The sequence below is a fragment of the Bacillus sp. PK6-013 genome (genome assembly GCF_054161445.1).
On the sequence record NZ_CP096417.1, the window covers coordinates 2,546,661 to 2,562,933 of the forward strand.

General features: G+C 49.4%; 17 protein-coding genes and 1 pseudogene. 1 reads left to right on the forward strand and 17 read right to left on the reverse strand.

What is annotated here, in order from left to right; translation table 11 throughout:
* Positions 1-52 precede the first annotated feature (52 nt).
* The 11 genes and pseudogenes from rnc to M1E03_RS12865 form a co-directional block, all read right to left on the reverse strand.
* Positions 53-802, reverse strand: a complete 750-nt coding sequence (gene rnc / locus M1E03_RS12815; RefSeq protein ID WP_023857216.1) for a ribonuclease III — start codon at positions 800-802, stop codon at positions 53-55.
* Between the two features lie 144 nt (positions 803-946).
* A complete protein-coding gene (gene acpP / locus M1E03_RS12820) occupies positions 947-1,180 on the reverse strand; it encodes an acyl carrier protein (protein ID WP_003181706.1) in 234 nt (77 codons plus the stop codon).
* Between the two features lie 76 nt (positions 1,181-1,256).
* Positions 1,257-2,000, reverse strand: coding sequence for a 3-oxoacyl-[acyl-carrier-protein] reductase (gene fabG, locus M1E03_RS12825; protein ID WP_023857217.1), 744 nt, complete (start codon positions 1,998-2,000; stop codon positions 1,257-1,259).
* A complete protein-coding gene (fabD, locus tag M1E03_RS12830) occupies positions 1,987-2,946 on the reverse strand; it encodes an ACP S-malonyltransferase (RefSeq protein WP_458110467.1) in 960 nt (319 codons plus the stop codon). The genes fabG and fabD overlap by 14 nt, the downstream gene beginning before the upstream one ends.
* 17 nt (positions 2,947-2,963) lie before the next feature.
* Positions 2,964-3,956, reverse strand: a complete 993-nt coding sequence (gene plsX, locus M1E03_RS12835) for a phosphate acyltransferase PlsX (RefSeq protein WP_003181700.1) — start codon at positions 3,954-3,956, stop codon at positions 2,964-2,966.
* A 17-nt stretch (positions 3,957-3,973) separates the two neighbouring features.
* Positions 3,974-4,540, reverse strand: coding sequence for a transcription factor FapR (fapR, locus tag M1E03_RS12840; protein WP_020451360.1), 567 nt, complete (start codon positions 4,538-4,540; stop codon positions 3,974-3,976).
* Positions 4,541-4,657: 117 nt separating this feature from the next.
* A pseudogene (recG, locus tag M1E03_RS12845) lies at positions 4,658-6,707 on the reverse strand (ATP-dependent DNA helicase RecG).
* A complete protein-coding gene (gene sdaAA, locus M1E03_RS12850) occupies positions 6,685-7,587 on the reverse strand; it encodes an L-serine ammonia-lyase, iron-sulfur-dependent, subunit alpha (RefSeq protein ID WP_020451358.1) in 903 nt (300 codons plus the stop codon). The pseudogene recG and the gene sdaAA overlap by 23 nt, the downstream one beginning before the upstream one ends.
* Before the next feature lie 17 nt (positions 7,588-7,604).
* Positions 7,605-8,267 carry an L-serine ammonia-lyase, iron-sulfur-dependent subunit beta gene (gene sdaAB, locus M1E03_RS12855; protein ID WP_020451357.1) on the reverse strand — a complete coding sequence of 221 codons (663 nt, stop codon included), beginning with the start codon at positions 8,265-8,267 and terminating at the stop codon, positions 7,605-7,607.
* 179 nt (positions 8,268-8,446) lie between these two features.
* On the reverse strand, positions 8,447-10,120 hold the full coding sequence (locus tag M1E03_RS12860; RefSeq protein WP_458110468.1) for a DAK2 domain-containing protein: 1,674 nt from the start codon (positions 10,118-10,120) through the stop codon (positions 8,447-8,449).
* A gap of 17 nt (positions 10,121-10,137) precedes the next feature.
* Entirely contained in the window at positions 10,138-10,500 is a 363-nt protein-coding gene (locus M1E03_RS12865; protein ID WP_003181687.1) for an Asp23/Gls24 family envelope stress response protein, read from the reverse strand.
* Between the two features lie 286 nt (positions 10,501-10,786).
* On the opposite strand from M1E03_RS12865, the gene rpmB reads away from it, so the two are divergent.
* Positions 10,787-10,975 carry a 50S ribosomal protein L28 gene (rpmB, locus tag M1E03_RS12870; RefSeq protein WP_003181685.1) on the forward strand — a complete coding sequence of 63 codons (189 nt, stop codon included), beginning with the start codon at positions 10,787-10,789 and terminating at the stop codon, positions 10,973-10,975.
* 122 nt (positions 10,976-11,097) lie between these two features.
* On the opposite strand, the gene spoVM is transcribed toward rpmB, so the two are convergent.
* The 6 genes from spoVM to M1E03_RS12900 form a co-directional block, all read right to left on the reverse strand.
* Positions 11,098-11,178 carry a stage V sporulation protein SpoVM gene (spoVM, locus tag M1E03_RS12875; RefSeq protein WP_003221545.1) on the reverse strand — a complete coding sequence of 27 codons (81 nt, stop codon included), beginning with the start codon at positions 11,176-11,178 and terminating at the stop codon, positions 11,098-11,100.
* A gap of 85 nt (positions 11,179-11,263) precedes the next feature.
* Positions 11,264-11,908, reverse strand: a complete 645-nt coding sequence (locus M1E03_RS12880) for a thiamine diphosphokinase (RefSeq protein ID WP_025811376.1) — start codon at positions 11,906-11,908, stop codon at positions 11,264-11,266.
* A gap of 75 nt (positions 11,909-11,983) precedes the next feature.
* A complete protein-coding gene (rpe, locus tag M1E03_RS12885; protein WP_039072720.1) occupies positions 11,984-12,640 on the reverse strand; it encodes a ribulose-phosphate 3-epimerase in 657 nt (218 codons plus the stop codon).
* Between the two features lie 3 nt (positions 12,641-12,643).
* Positions 12,644-13,528: a ribosome small subunit-dependent GTPase A gene (gene rsgA / locus M1E03_RS12890; RefSeq protein ID WP_096748089.1), complete on the reverse strand. Its 885-nt coding sequence runs from the start codon at positions 13,526-13,528 to the stop codon at positions 12,644-12,646.
* Positions 13,529-13,540: 12 nt separating this feature from the next.
* On the reverse strand, positions 13,541-15,514 hold the full coding sequence (gene pknB, locus M1E03_RS12895) for a Stk1 family PASTA domain-containing Ser/Thr kinase (protein ID WP_035338794.1): 1,974 nt from the start codon (positions 15,512-15,514) through the stop codon (positions 13,541-13,543).
* Entirely contained in the window at positions 15,508-16,272 is a 765-nt protein-coding gene (locus tag M1E03_RS12900) for a Stp1/IreP family PP2C-type Ser/Thr phosphatase (RefSeq protein WP_026579742.1), read from the reverse strand. The genes pknB and M1E03_RS12900 overlap by 7 nt, the downstream gene beginning before the upstream one ends.
* Position 16,273: the final 1 nt, after the last annotated feature.

A 16,273-nucleotide genomic window follows, 5' to 3' on the forward strand; every position in this document is an offset into this window, starting at 1 on the left:
ATCGAAAAGGCTTAAAATACATTGAAATCCCCCTGAGTTTTGCAAGGGGGATTTATTGTTTCATATGGTGTTTTTGCAGCCTCGCGAGCGCTTCTTGAGCGGCATGCTGTTCTGCTTCTTTTTTGGAACGGCCGCTTCCCACCCCAAGTACTTCTCCTTTTAGCGATACGTTTGCTTCAAATTCGCGGTTGTGCGCCGGTCCTTTTTCCTGAAGGATTTTATACTCCAGAATACCTCGTCCGTCGCGCTGTACAAATTCCTGCAGCTGGCTTTTAAAATCCATCACATGAGAAAAAGCACCATCGTCGATTTTAGGGAAAACGTACGCTTTCAGAAAGGCCACGACAGCTTCGAGCCCCTGATCCAGATAGAGCGCACCGATAAAAGCTTCAAACACATCGGCTAAAAGCGCCGGACGCTTTCTTCCTCCAGTCATTTCCTCTCCTTTTCCCAATAGAACAAGCTCTCCGAAAGAAAGCTCATGGGCCAGGGAAACCAAAGAAGGCTCACATACGATCGCCGCTCTCAATTTCGTCAAATCACCCTCGCTCATCGCCGGGTATTTGGCGTATAAAAATTGAGAAATCGTCAGTTCCAAAACGGCGTCTCCTAAAAATTCAAGCCTCTCATTATCTTCATATGGCTTCTTTCGATGCTCATTCACATAAGATGAATGTGTAAATGCTTGATATAAAAGCTTCTCGTTTTGAAATTGAACCGAAATCCGTTCCTGAAACTTTTTAAACTGCTCCGCTTTCTTTTGAAACATTTTTTTGTCTCTGAAATGTGAATGTTTTGACATAGCAACCTCCATATGGGCACATCAAGTTCACCTCACCTCCTATGAAAAGGCAGGTTCGTGTATCATTGGGCAGCAAAACATTAAAATTAAAGCCGCATTTATAAAGGGATAAAGCCCCGTCTTTAAACGGGACTTTAAATGAGCTTACTGCTTACTATTTATGTAGTTCACAGCGTCACCGACTGTTGCAATCTTTTCAGCATCTTCGTCAGAAATCTCCATATCAAACTCGTCTTCAAGTTCCATGACAAGCTCAACTACATCAAGGGAATCAGCGCCTAAATCCTCTTTAAAAGAAGCTTCAAGAGTGACGTCGGCTTCATCCACGCCGAGGCGGTCTACGATGATTTTTGTTACACGCTCTAATGCGTCTGCCATAGCTATTCACCTCCCCTCAAGTATTATAGTTGATTCGTTTTTAAAAAACCAGAGATAATTCAATTTTTGATTTCGTTTAAACCATAGCCATTCCGCCGTTGATGTTCAGCGTCTGGCCGGTCATGTAGCTCGCATGGTCAGATGCGAGGAAAACAACGGCGCTGCTGATGTCAGACGGATCGCCGAACCGTGCAAGCGGAATCTGCTTCAGCATTTCGTCTTGAATATCTTTTGTCAGCTTGTCCGTCATTTCCGTCGAAATAAACCCCGGAGCGATTGCATTAACAGTGATATTTCTTGACGCAAGCTCTTTCGCCAGCGTTTTCGTCAAGCCGATCACGCCTGATTTAGCCGCGACATAGTTGGCCTGTCCGGCGTTACCGACGACGCCTACAACCGAGGTGATGTTGATGATCCGGCCGCTTCTTTGTTTCATCATCTGTCTTGTTACGGCTTTTGAACAATTAAACACACCTTTTAAGTTTATGTTAATGACGTCGTCCCATTCATCTTCTTTCATTCTCATGAACAGATTGTCTTTTGTAATGCCCGCATTGTTGACAAGGATGTCAAGCGTGCCGAAGCGTCCGACCGCTTCCTTCATCATCGCCTGAACCTCATCCGCATTTGAAACGTCCGCTTTAAAAGCAAACGCATCGCGGCCGAGCGCTTTGATTTCGTCTACGACTTCGTTCGCTTTCGCTTCATTGCCCGCGTAGTTGACGACGACATTCGCTCCGTTTTTCGCCAGGTCCAGGGCGATCGCGCGGCCGATCCCTCTTGAGGCTCCTGTAACAACGGCTGTTTTATTTTCCAGCATTTTCGTTTTCCTCCTTCAACGTTTGAACGGCAAGTTCAATTGTGTTCGGGTCTGACACAGCAATCGTTTTGACTCTGCGGTTCACTTTCTTCACAAGCCCTGACAAAACCTTTCCGGGGCCGATTTCGATGAACGTCGTCACGCCTTCGTCAATCAGGCGGCTGATTGTTTCTTCAAATCGCACAGGAGAATACAGCTGTTCAATCAGTTTATTCTTAATGTCGTCTTTATCTGTTACAAAGTCGGCTGTTACGTTGGAGACGACCGGAATGGCTGCATCGCTGATCTTGCACGCATCAAGAACTTCACGAAGCTTATCAGCTGCCGGCTTCATCAGGTCGGAATGGAACGGCCCGCTGACTTCGAGAGGAATCACGCGTTTTGCGCCCTTTTCTTTGGCAAGCTCTGAAGCGAGCTCGACGCCTTTAGCTGTTCCCGAGATGACGATCTGCCCGGGGCAGTTCAAATTGGCGAGCTGAACAAGGTTTCCTTTTTCGGAAACTTTGTCCGTCACTTCTTTCAGCGCCTGGCTGTCCATGCCGAGAATGGCCGCCATCGCGCCTTCACCTGCGGGCACGGCTTCATTCATGAATTCGCCGCGCTTTCTGACGGCATAAACCGCGTCTTTAAACGACAAGGCGCCGGCAGCTACCAATGCGCTGTACTCGCCGAGGCTGTGCCCTGCCGCATAGTCGGCTTTAATGCCGTATTCCTTCAGTTTTTGAAGCGCTGCGGTACTCGCTGTTAAAAGGCTTGGCTGCGCGTTGTATGTAAGTGTCAGTTCTTTTGCATCCCCTTCAAACATGAGGGTGCTCAGTTTTGTTTCAAGCGTTTGATCCGCTTCTTCAAAAATCTTCTTTGCATTCGGTTCTTTTTCATACAATTCGTGTCCCATGCCGATATGCTGCGAACCTTGGCCCGGGAATAGAAAAGCAATCTTGCCCATATGTTAAAACCTCCAGACTATTCATCTGCTTTTTGTTGAATTTTTTCTTCGATAAATGCCGCGACATTTTGGCTGACCATCTCTCTGGCCTGGCGGATCGCGTGATAAACGGCCCGTCCGTCAGATGATCCGTGCGCTTTGATGACGGGCGCCTTTAAGCCGAACAATCCGGCTCCGCCGTATTCAGAGTAATCCATCTTCGTTTTCATTTCTTTCAGCTTCGGCTTCAGCGCAGAGGCGGCGAGCTTCGCCGTGAAGCTCGAAGTCAGCGTCGTTCTCAGCATTTTAAAAATGGACAGCGCCGCGCCCTCGACCGTTTTCAAGGCAACGTTACCGGTAAAGCCGTCTGTCACGATGACATCAGCGACTCCGTCCAGCATGTCGCGCGCTTCCACATTGCCGATGAAATTCAAATCGGTTTCCTTTAATTTTTGAAAGGTCTGCTTGGCAAGCTCATTTCCTTTTTTGTCTTCGGTTCCGACGTTTAAAAGTCCGATGCGCGGATTTTTGACGCCCAGCACCTGTTCTCCGTAAACAGATCCCATAATGGCATATTGAACGAGATGTTCGGGCTTGGCGTCCACATTCGCTCCGACATCAAGAAGGAGAAAGCCGTCTCCGGAGACAGTCGGCAATGTCGGCGCCAACGCAGGCCTTTCAATCCCTTCAATCCGGCCGACGATAAAGAGCCCGGCCGTCATAAGCGCTCCGGTGTTTCCGGCGGAAATGCAGGCATCCGCCCTGCCTTCGGCGACTTCTCCGGCCATCAGAACCATCGATGAATTCTTCTTTCTTCTGACGGCTCTGACAGGTTCGTCTGTCGCCTCGATGACTTCTTCCGCGTGCTTGACAGTGATCCGCCCGTGCTCCGTTAAATGGGCGGCAATTTTTTCCCGGTCGCCGATCAGCGTAATCTCGAGGTCTTCAAAATCTTCGACCGCTTTCATCACGCCTTCAATAACCGCTTTGGGAGCATTGTCTCCTCCCATGGCATCTACAGCAATTTTCATGACTTACGCGCCACCTTCTATGATTGTTTTGAACGATACATGACAAATTCGCCTGAAAACACAGGCTCTTCGGCAACATAGCTGTTCACTTCAACAACCGTTCTGCCTTTATCTTTATCAAGCTTTACGACTTTCGCTTTTGCAACGACCCGTTCGCCTTGCTTGACCTGCCTGGTAAAGCGGATGTCCGCTTTGGCCGTCAATGCGAGCTCATCGTCGATGAGGGCAACGGCGAGCGAGTTGGCCTGGGCAAACAAATGGTGTCCCCTGGCGATTTGATTTCGGCTGAAAACGTGCTCCGTTCTGATCTCCAGAATGGAAATCGCGTGCTCATCCAGCTCCAAATCAATGATCTCGCCAATGACCTCGTCGAGCGGGAGAGACTTGACTTCATCTTCAAGAGATTTCTCGGCAACACTTTTGATTCTTTCTCTCAGTTCAGGTATGGAAAGTTCCAAACGGTCCAAGCGAATCGTCTGAATGCTGACGTTAAATTTCTCCGCTAACTCCTCGTCCGTAATAAACGGGGTCGTACGAATCGTCTGCTGCAGCAATTCTTGGCGTTCTCTCTTACTTTTTCTCATGTTTTTAAACACCATCCGCGCAATTATGACTAGGTACTAATAGTAGTATATAATTTCATAGATTAGAATGCAATCTTTCTTTACCCGCCGACAATAAATTTTCACAGGACTTCCAGGTCAGCTCAGCTTTTCTCCTTCCATCACCCCGCTGTTTTGCAAGTGTTCCCGCAGGCTTTCATATTCGGCATCCGTCCAGAACGCCTTTGAAGAGACAAGTTCTGCAGCGTCTCTTCTTGCCGTTTCCAGCGCGCGGTAGTCGTGAACCATGTCAGCGACTTTAAACTCCGGCATCCCGCTCTGTTTTTTGCCGAAGAAGTCCCCGGGTCCTCTGAGTTCAAGGTCCTTTTCAGAAAGCTCAAAGCCGTCGGTCGTCTCAGACATGATGCTCATGCGCTCTTTGCCCGTTTCAGATTTCGGGTCTGCCATCAGGATGCAATACGACTGGTGGTCGCCCCGCCCGACCCGGCCGCGAAGCTGGTGCAGCTGGGAAAGACCGAACCGGTCGGCATCATAGATCAGCATGACCGTCGCATTCGGAACGTTTACGCCGACTTCAACGACGGTTGTGGAAACGAGAATCTGGCATTCGTTTTTGCTGAACTGCCTCATCACCTGTTCTTTCTCGTCATTTGAGAGCTTTCCGTGCATGAGACCGATCTGCCACCTTCCTCTGAAAGCATGGATCAGCATGCTGTGCACATCGATGGCGTTTTGAACGTCGAGCTTGTCCGATTCTTCGATCAAGGGACAAATCACATATGCCTGTCTGCCTTTTTTCAGTTCTTTTTCGATAAACGCGAGAATTCGTTCGAGCATGTCGTGCTTCACCCAATAAGTCTCGATCCGCTTTCGCCCAGCCGGCATTTCATCGATGACGGACACATCCATTTCCCCGAAAACCGTAATCGCCAGTGTCCTTGGAATCGGCGTCGCCGTCATAAACAAGACATCGGGATCTTTCCCTTTGCTTCTCAGTTTTTTTCTTTGCTCGACACCGAAGCGGTGCTGTTCATCGGTGATCACGAGACCGAGCTGTTTAAAATGGACATCGTCCTGAATAAGGGCGTGCGTCCCCACCAAAATATCAATTTCTCCTTCTTTTAATCTTTCTAAAAGCTCTCTTCTCCTTTTCCCTTTCACAGAGCTTGTTAAAAGCGCAACATTGACATCGTACTGCTCAAAGAGGGATACCAATGAATCGGCGTGCTGTTCCGCCAGTATTTCGGTCGGCACCATCATCGCTCCCTGGAATCCCGAAAGCAGCGAGGCGTATAACGCAATCGCGGCGACGGCCGTTTTGCCTGATCCGACGTCTCCTTGTAAAAGCCGATTCATTTTATACCCTGAAGCCATGTCCCTTAATATGTCGTCGAGCGCTTTCGCCTGCGCGTTTGTCAAAGGAAACGGGAGGCTTTTGACAAACGAATTGACGTCTTCCGTTTTAAAGGTGTGGCTGATTCCGTCGGACGCCTCCCGCTCGAACTTCCGTAAAGCCTGCATTTTCAGCTGAAACAGTAAAAATTCTTCATATACAAAGCGGCGCCGCGCATGTTTTAAAGCTTCCCTCGACTCGGGCTTGTGCATCGCCTTCACCGCCTCCTGGTAAGACAGAAGTTTATAGGCGGTCCTAAGCTTTTCCGGAAGGGGGTCTTCGGCAGACGGCAAATGGCTGCGGACGGCTTCCTGAATCAATTTCCTCATTGTCTTTACGGTGATATTTTCTTTGACGGAGTAAACGGGCTCAATCGACTGGTCACCTTGGTGCGGCCCGTTTTTCAGCTCCTGTACCATCACGGATTGTCTGTGCTTGTCCCATTTTCCGGTTACGGTAACGATCGAACCGATCGCAAGCTTTTTTTTCAAATAAGGCCTGTTAAAACAAACTGCTGTGATCAAATAGTTTCCGACCAATAGCCGGAACGTGAGGCGGCTCCGCTTTTTCCCGTAAAAGGCAAGAGAAGGCTCGCTGTGAACCTTCCCTTCTACCGTCACTCGTTCGTCGTGTGCCACTTCTTCCAAATCGCGCAATTCATAATCGTCATATCGGTACGGGAAGTAGTTTAAAAGATCAAGAACCGTATAGATTCCGAGCTCATTTAACGTTTTTTTCCGTTTCCGTCCCGACGCCTTTTATAACAGATATACTAAGTTGCAGATTGTGTTCCACGTGCAGCTGACGCTCCTCCGAATATTTTTTTCTCCAATTCTTTGCCCGTCGGTGTTGCAGCAAGACCGCCCCGGCCTGTTTCCCTCAGTGCCGTCGGCATCGTCTGCCCGATTTTATACATCGCATCGATCACTTCATCGCATGGAATGCGGCTTGTAATGCCGGCAAGCGCCATATCAGCCGCGACCATCGCGTTGGCTGCGCCCATTGCGTTCCGCTTCACACACGGCACCTCAACAAGCCCTGCGACAGGATCGCAGACTAGACCGAGTACGTTTTTTAAAGCGATGGCCATCGCTTCGGCGCACTGTTCAGGGGTTCCGCCCGCCATTTCGACGATGGCGGCAGCCGCCATGCCCGAGGCCGAGCCGACTTCAGCCTGACAGCCTCCCGCGGCTCCCGAAATGCTCGCATTGTTGGCAACGACGAATCCGAACGCTCCCGATGTAAATAAAAAGCGGACCATCTGCTCTTTCGTCGGCTGAAGTTTCTCTTTTACCGCAAAAAGCGTCCCCGGGACAACGCCGGCCGAACCGGCCGTCGGCGTTGCGCAAATCGTTCCCATCGCAGCGTTGACTTCATTTGTCGCAACCGCTTTGCTGACAGCGTCAAGGATGACATCCCCTGACAGCCCTTTGCCCGATTTGAGGTAGGCTTGAAGCTTAACGGCGTCTCCCCCCGTCAATCCGGAGTGCGACACGACGCCTTCAACACCTTTTTGCACAGCATCTTCCATCACGGTCAAGTTGGCTTCCATCTGCTCGAATATTTCTTCCCGCGTCCGGCCTGACACCTCGATCTCCTGCGCGATCATGATTTCAGAGATGGACACGTTCTTTTCTTTTGTCAGCTGAATTAATTCTTTTACATTTCGAAACATATCGTCTCACCCTCCTTTTAGTCAGCGATCTGGGTCACCTCAATGATGTTCGGCAGCGCTCTCAATTCTTCAAAAACAGCCGGATCGATCGTTTGATCGACCTCAATCGTCATGAGCGCTTCCTGGCCGACGTCTTTGCGGGCCACTTCCATATGGCCAATGTTGATTGCGAACTTTGCAAGCACATTGGCTACGCCTGCAATCGTTCCGTAGCGGTCGTTATGGACGACTAAAATAGCAGGGTGATTTCCCGACAATCTGAGCTCAAAGCCGTTCAGCTCAATGATTTCGATTTTCCCCCCGCCGATTGAGATGCCTGCGAGTTCAAGGGAGCCTTCATCATCAGAGATGAGGATGCGGGCTGTATTGGGATGCGTCGGAACCGCTTCTTCTTCCCGGAACTCGATGGCGATTCCCTTTTCTTCAGCTAGGCGGATCGAATCTTTGATTCTTTCATCAAATGTATCAAAATCCAAAAGGCCGCCGATGATCGCAACATCTGTTCCATGTCCTTTATACGTCTCGGCAAAAGAACCGTACAATGACACAACGATTTGTTTCGGCTCCCTCCCAAACACGCTTCTGGCGACTCTGCCGATTCTGGCCGCGCCGGCCGTATGAGAACTTGACGGACCGATCATGACGGGCCCGATAATATCAAACACACTTCTGTACTTCATCCTTATCCCCCTTTTACACACAGATTCCCCCGCTGTACGGAGGAAAAAAAGCCGTTTTTTTTAGACTAATCGATCATTCCCCAATTGGCAAGCAGACAACGTCCGAGCAGGCTGATGCTTTAAAAAAAGCCAAAAGAAGAGAAGGGCTTTTATCATCATGCCCTTCTGCCTTTGATCGATTATTCAACAGCCAGAATGTAGGAATACAGCGGCTGTTTTCCGTCGTGCACTTCCACTTCAACGTCTTCGTACGTCTCGCTGATAAAGGCTGCGAGTTCTTCGGCCTCTTCTTCCGGCGCGTCTTCCCCTTTGATCACAGTGACGATTTCACTGTCTTCATCGATCATGCCTGCGAGCAGCTTTTTCGCTGCTGCTAACTGGTCTGATGCCGTCTCAACGATTTTACCGTTTAAGATGCCCATAAAATCGCCTTTTTTAATATCGATGCCGTCAATGTTAGTGTCTCTGACCGCATAGGTGATTTGTCCGCTTTTCACCTCGCCGATCGCACCGAGCATAGCGGCTTCATTCTCGTCCGCTCCAAGGGCCGGGTTGAATGCGAGGAGCGCGGCCATTCCTTGAGGAACGGTCTTCGTCGGGATGACAATCGCATGTTGTCCGGCAACATCCGCGGCCTGGTTCGCCGCCATGACAATGTTTGAATTATTCGGCAGAATCACGACCGTGTCCGCGTTGGCGTCTTTTATCGCCTGAACGATGTCTTCCGTGCTCGGATTCATCGTCTGACCGCCTTCGATGACCTTTGTGGCGCCGATGCTTTCGAAAAGTTCGGCGATTCCTTCTCCCATGGCCACTGTGACGACGCCGTACGGCTGCTTTTCAGCCGGCGCTTTTTCTGCCGGGGCAGCTGCCTCCTGTTTGTTCTGATTGAGAATCGCGCTGTGCTGCTCTCTCATGTTTTCGATTTTCATGTTGATTAAGCTGCCGTATTTTTGCGCATAAGTCATGACTTCCCCCGGATATTCGGCGTGGATGTGCACCTTGGCGATATTTTCGTCTGAGACGACGAGCAGTGAATCACCGAAGCCGCTTAAATCCTGGCGGAACGCATCTTCATTAAAGTTTCTTTTACCGCTGTCGAGCTTTACCATAAATTCCGTGCAATAGCCGAATTCGATGTCTTCTGTATTCATGTGGCTTTGAGCGTTTTTATGGTGCTCCGCGCTGACAAGATCATCCAATGACGGAAGAGCGGCCGCTTTTTCAGAAAGCTTTTCTCCCTTTAAAGAAGCGAGAAACCCTTCATACACGTAAAGCAGCCCTTTTCCGCCGCTGTCGACGACACCGACTTCCTTTAAAACCGGAAGCAGCTCAGGCGTCCGCTCCAATGAAGCCTCCGCTTCATTCACGACGGCTTCCATCACCTTGATGATATCGGTTTCAGTTTGAGCGGTGAGCACTGCTTTTTTTGCCGCATCTTTGGCAACCGTCAAGATCGTGCCTTCGACAGGCTTCATGACGGCCTTGTAGGCAGTGTCCACTCCGGCCTGGAACGCGGCGGCAAATTCTTTGGCGTTAATTTCCGATTTCTGTTCAATCGATTTGCCAAAGCCTCTGAACAGCTGGGATAAAATGACGCCCGAGTTTCCCCGCGCTCCCATCAGAAGCCCTCTTGACAGGCTTTGTGCCACTTTGCCGATATTGGCGGCATCGATCTGCTCCACTTCTTTTGCACCGGATGTCATCGACAGATTCATGTTCGTTCCTGTATCTCCGTCCGGAACCGGAAATACATTTAACGCATCAACTACATTTGCGTTTTGAGACAGATGGCGTGCGCCGTACAGAACCATTTCTGCAAAAGCTTTTCCATCCAGATTTCGTATAGACACTCTTGTTTTCCTCCTAACTACGGGTTCGTCACTCGTACTCCTTGAACGTAAATATTTACGGAATCCACTGCAAGACCCACTGTATGGTCGAGCGTATATTTGACTTTTGTTTGAACATTATGTGCCACTTCTGAAATTTTTGTTCCGTAGCTGACAATGATGTACATGTCAATATGAATACGATCTTCTTCTTGGCGGACGATGACGCCTCTTGCAAAGTTTTCTTTTCTGAGGATTTCAGTCAGTCCGTCTTTAATTTGGTTCTTGGATGCCATACCTACGATCCCGTAGCAGTCGATCGCTGCGCCTCCCGCAACCATGGCGACCACTTCGTTTGATATATCAATCTGTCCGTATTTTGTTCGGAATTCAATGGACACGTTGGTTCCTCCTTTTCGAGTCTCGCTTCTGACCTCTGGTTAACATCATTCTACTATAAGGACCTTCTTTTTAAAAGAACAGGCAGGCTTCTCTCCAAACCTAACCCTACTTATACTACAGCGCGTTCATTTTTTCAAGATGTCAAGGGATTTTTCTTGAAAGCAGAGCAATCAATAGTTGCAAACGGTTTTCAGCTGTGGTAAATTATTAAAGTATCTGAAGCATCACAGGTGATCAACTGATAATGAATGATGATGTTTTTTTTGATAGTTAGGAGGGAAACAAATGGCACGTAAATGCGTTATTACAGGCAGAAAATCACGTTCTGGCAACTCTCGTTCTCACGCGATGAACGCTTCTAAACGCACATGGGGCGCTAACGTTCAAAAAGTGCGCATCCTTGTGAACGGCAAGCCTAAAAAAGTATATGTATCTGCTCGAGCTTTGAAATCTGGAAAAGTTGAGCGTGTATAAGAAAAAATAAACGCCTGCCAAGAGCGACTGTACGCTTTAGGCAGGCGTTTTTTCGTTCTTTTGCTTGCCATCCGGGGAGAGCCCTTTGACCCGCTCCGCAAAAAAAGCGCACCCGGCGCTTCTTAGTCTTTGCGAAACGAGCCAAGCATCGCCCGGACGATTCCCCCTAAAAACTTCGGTAATTTAATGGTGTAAAATTTCATTCCCTTCCCTCCTCAAAGAGTCCGCAACCGCATCCACCTTCAACATCGGATCCCAAACACAAAGCGAGCGGAAGCGCCAGGATATTTAATCAGTGCTTCTTATCATTATTAATATGCCTTCAGAAAACGAAAAAGCACCTTGTGAATGGATGAGTTCGTTACTAATACATAGTGTCGAACCTAGAGCAATATGACACTTATTTAAAGAATACTTAAATCCTTCGAGGGAAAGGTTTTTTACCGTCTCCGTAAACGGCAGGAATGAAATGTACGGTTTTGTTTGATCACGCATGACGGTGTAAGAGCCTTGGGGGTGCATGCTGATCGTATTTTGGCGGTCGATCATGACGGTCTTGACATTTTGCTTCATCGCGGTGTAAAGGAGATGCAGATTCCCGAGAAAATGGTCTGCTCTGCCTCCCGAAATGCCGAACATTCTAATGCATGAAGGCCGCTGTCCGACCGCCCAGCTCAACGCAAGGTCCAAATCCGTCTGATCTTTTTCCGCCTGATAAATATGGAGGCGGGGAGCCGCCTTTTCAATAGCCTTTTTTTGCTCGTCTGTGATGCTGTCAAAATCCCCGAACGCTTCATCAGGCACGATCCCCGCTGCCAAAAGGGTTACAGCGCCTCTGTCAACCCCGACCCAAAGCGCATCGCCGTCCTGATACTGCAGCAAGTCGGGAATGAGATGATCGGGACCTCCCGCTACAATATTGATCGTTTTCATCGCATTGTCCTTTCTGTAAACGCCGTAAAAAAAGAGCTCAGCTTGAGAAAGCCGGCTCTTTTTCATCGGGAAACCTTACCCAAGCGCACCTTTTATATCGGAAATGGCTTTTTTGCGGTCTTTTTCGTTATAAACGGCAGAGCCCGCAACAAGCAGATTTGCCCCTGCTTCGATACACTGTCTTGCCGTCATTTTGTTGACGCCGCCGTCCACTTCAATCAGCAGGTCGGCGAGCCCTTTTTGCTCGGCCATCTCCTTGACCTGCCTGATTTTCGGCAGGACTGAGGAAATAAACGACTGTCCGCCGAAGCCCGGATTCACTGTCATCAATAGTACGAGATCAAGGTCTTCAAGCACATGCTCGATCTGCTGCACAGGGGTATGCGGATTCAAGACAACACCCGCTTTGACTCCTTGCTCTTTGATGAGCTGGATCGTCCTGTGAAGGTGCGGGCACGCTTCAACATGGACGGACAAAATATCGGCGCCCGCTTTTGCAAAAGCAGGTATATAGCGGTCAGGCGCTTCAATCATTAAATGAACGTCGAGCGGAAGTTCTGTGATCGGGCGGACGGCTTCCACTACAAGCGGCCCGATGGTCAGGTTGGGAACGAAATGGCCGTCCATCACATCGATGTGGATGAAATCGGCGCCGCCTTGTTCAACATCCCGAATCTCTTCCCCTAGACGGGCAAAATCGGCTGAAAGAATCGAAGGAGCAACATATACCATATCTTAATACCTCGGCTTTCTGTCTTTGATCTCTGTTAAAAATTCAACATAATGGTCGTAGCGATACTGGGCGATTTCACCATTTTCCACGGCGCGTTTGACGGCGCAGTTCGGCTCTTTCATATGCAGGCACCCGCGGAACTTGCATTCGGCGCTTTTTTCGCTGATTTCCAAAAACGCAGACCCTAAATCTTCAGCTTCAATACCGGCAAACTCAAGCGAGCTGAAGCCCGGGGTGTCGGCGACGAGCCCGCCGTTTATATCGATCAGCTCCACATGGCGGGTCGTATGCTTTCCCCTTCCCAAGTGAGCGGAAATCCCGGCGGTTTTCAGTTCAAGGTCGGGGCTGATCGCATTTAAAAGCGAAGACTTGCCCACGCCGGACTGGCCGGCGAATACGGTGATTTTGTCTTGAAAATGGGAGACGATGTCTTCGATGCCGCTTCCGTTTTTCATCGATGTCATATAGACGCTGTACCCAATGTTCCGGTAGTCATCGGCATATTGGTGAATCCGCTCTTTGAGCGCGTCATCATCCACGAGGTCCATTTTCGTAATGCATATGATCGGCCTGATGCCACCCGCCTCAACCAACACTAAAAAACGATCCAATAGCGACGTGCTGAATGTCGGCTCTTTTGCCGAAAACACGAGAACCGCCTGATCCACGTTGCTGATCGGAGGTCTGACCAATTCATTGAATCTGTCTTTAATCTCGAGAATGTAGCCTTCTTTATCGTTATCGGCCTGGTAGACGACATCGTCGCCGACGAGAGGGGTGATTTTATTTTTTCTGAAAACCCCTCTTCCCCTGCACTGAATGATCTGATCACCATCTAAAACATAGTAAAATCCGCTTAATGCTTTAATGATTTTGCCCTCAGGCATATCGCACCTCCCTTATTCATCCTCAGGATATTCAATCGTTTTTGACCTGACTACTTTATCGTTGATCGTTACTTGATAATACCCTTTTTGCCCGGGCGCAATCCTGAATTTAATCGTCCGCTCTGCCGGCGCCGTGATTTTAAAATTTTCATAGACGTCGGAAATGCTGTGTTCTTCATCATCGATCGAAATTTGGACGTTTTGTTCTTCGCCCTCCGCTCCCGGTTCATAAGGGATATCAATTTTCTCGGTCACCGTTTTGACGGGTTTTTTCTCAGGTCCGAGCGAAAACGTAACCTCGACTTTGTCTCCCGGCTTGACGGATGCCCCCGCCCCCGGCTTTTGTTTGATGACCTGACCTTCCGGCACATCTTCAGAATGCGCCTCCTTTTCGACAAGGACAAGCTGATGGTCGTCCAAATAGCCCGAAGCCGCCTGTTTGCTGTATGTTTTTAAATCCCTTAAAGTAATGGCTTCCGGACCGAGGCTGACCGTTAATTTGATCTCGTCGTCGGCGGCAACGATTTCGGTGCCGGCTGCAGGGTCCTGTTCGATGATGGTGCCCGCTTCTTCTTCATGGTGCACCTCTTCTGTCTTGATGTTTTTAAAGCCCTTTTGCTCGAGAAGCTTTTTGGCGGCATCGACTTTCTGGCCGACCACATCTTCCACTTCTGTTTTCTCTTTCCCTGAGCTTTTATAAAGCTTGACAGTTGAGCCTTCCTTTACGATATCGCCGGCTGCAGGGTCCGTTTTCACGATCAGCCCTTCTTCAATTTTATCGTCGGCAATGTCTTCAGCATTCGGATCCACTTCAAACCCTTCGTCTTCAAGCTTGATGACGGCTTCTTCATACTCAAGGCCTGCTACATCGGGAACGGCTACATCTTTTGGAATAAAGAGCGACGGAAACACCGTCAAAGCCAAGACGGCTGACACAACGAGAACGAAAAACACCGTCAGCAATATAAGCGGCCATTTCTTTCTTTTTTTCTTCTTGTTTGCTTTTGACTGCTTCTTCTTTTCTTTCTTTGATAACGGAGCCGCTTCCGCTTCTCCGTCGCCGGACTTGTCGCCGCTCTCGTCTTCCGGCAGGTTTTTGATGATCGGAACAGCTTTCGTCATCTCATCATCAGCTGGAATCGTGAATCGCTTTTCGTTGAGCCTGTCCGGGTCGAAAGCTGTTTTTAAATCGGATTCCATCTCTTCGGCCGCTTCATAGCGGTGGAATGGATCTTTTGCCATCGCTTTCAGGACGATGTTTTCTATGCTTTGCGGCACAGCCGGGTTCCACCTTTTCACCGACGGCGTTTCTGATTGCAGATGCTTCAGCGCGATGCTGACCGCCGATTCTCCTTCAAACGGCATACGCGCCGTCAGCAGCTCGAAAAGCACGACGCCGAGCGAGTAGATATCGGATTTTTTCGTAGACAATCCGCCTCTCGCCTGTTCGGGCGACAAATAATGGACAGAGCCCAAAACCGAGTTGGTGTGCGTAATGGTCGTCGAGCTGAGCGCCATGGCGATGCCGAAATCGGTCACTTTAATGTGGCCCATATGGTCGATCAAAATGTTGTGAGGCTTAATATCCCGGTGAACAATCTGGTTATCATGGGCGTGTGCGATGGCGGATACGATCTGCTCCATGATTTGGACCGCTTCTTTTGGATGAAGCGGGCCTGTTCGGTTTATGTATTCTTTCAGGGTCATCCCCTCGACATACTCCATCACGATATAATAGATGTCATCTTCTTCTCCGACATCATAAATGCTGACGATATTCGGGTGGTCGAGGCTTGCAGCGGACTGCGCTTCCCTTCTGAACCGCCTGATAAAATCGGCATCGTGAACGAAGTCAAACCGCAGCACTTTTATCGCGACTTCACGGTCGAGGATGATGTCCAGCGCTAAATAAACGTTCGCCATCCCCCCGCCGCCGATGGCGCGCAGGATTTCGTAACGTCCGCTGATCCGTCTGCCGATTAACACTTGTCTTCACCTTCTTCTATTTGAGAAGGAAGTTCCAATAGCGCGACGGTGATATTGTCCTCGCCGCCGTTGTCATTGGCCAGCTGAACGAGCTGTTCCGCTTTCTCCTCCGCAGAAGAAAGAGCTGTAAGCATATCCTTCAGTGACTCATCGTCTACTTTATTCGTCAGCCCGTCAGAGCATAATAGAACTTGATCGCCCGGTTCGATTTCAAAAGTATGGGCTTCAACCTTCACTTCCGGATCAGTGCCAAGCGCTTTTGTCAGCACGTTCTTCCGCGGATGGTGTTCGGCATCTTCCTTCGAAATCCCCCCTGTCCGCACGAGTTCATTGACAAGCGAGTGATCTTCCGTCAGCTGTATGAAATGACCGCCTTGTAGGAGATAGCAGCGGCTGTCTCCGATATGGGCGACTGTCAGCGTTTTTCCCGTGTATAAAGCGCAGACGACCGTTGTTCCCATTCCCTGGCACTCTTCATGCGCCCTCGCATGGTCGAAAAGTTTTTGGTTGACGGCTGAAATCTGCTCTTTCAGCCAAGCTTCGCATTCAGCCGGCGAAGCCGGGACTTCTTCGGTTTCCTCCCAGATATCCCGAAGGGCTGAGACGGCCATCCTGCTGGCGACGTCGCCGGCCAGATGACCTCCCATTCCATCGCAGACAACAGCTAAAACCAGTCCGTTTTTTTCTGTGAAAATGCCGGCATCGTCTTCATTGTGCTGGCGTATTTTTCCCCTGTCCGTTTTTAAGGCTGTTTTCAAC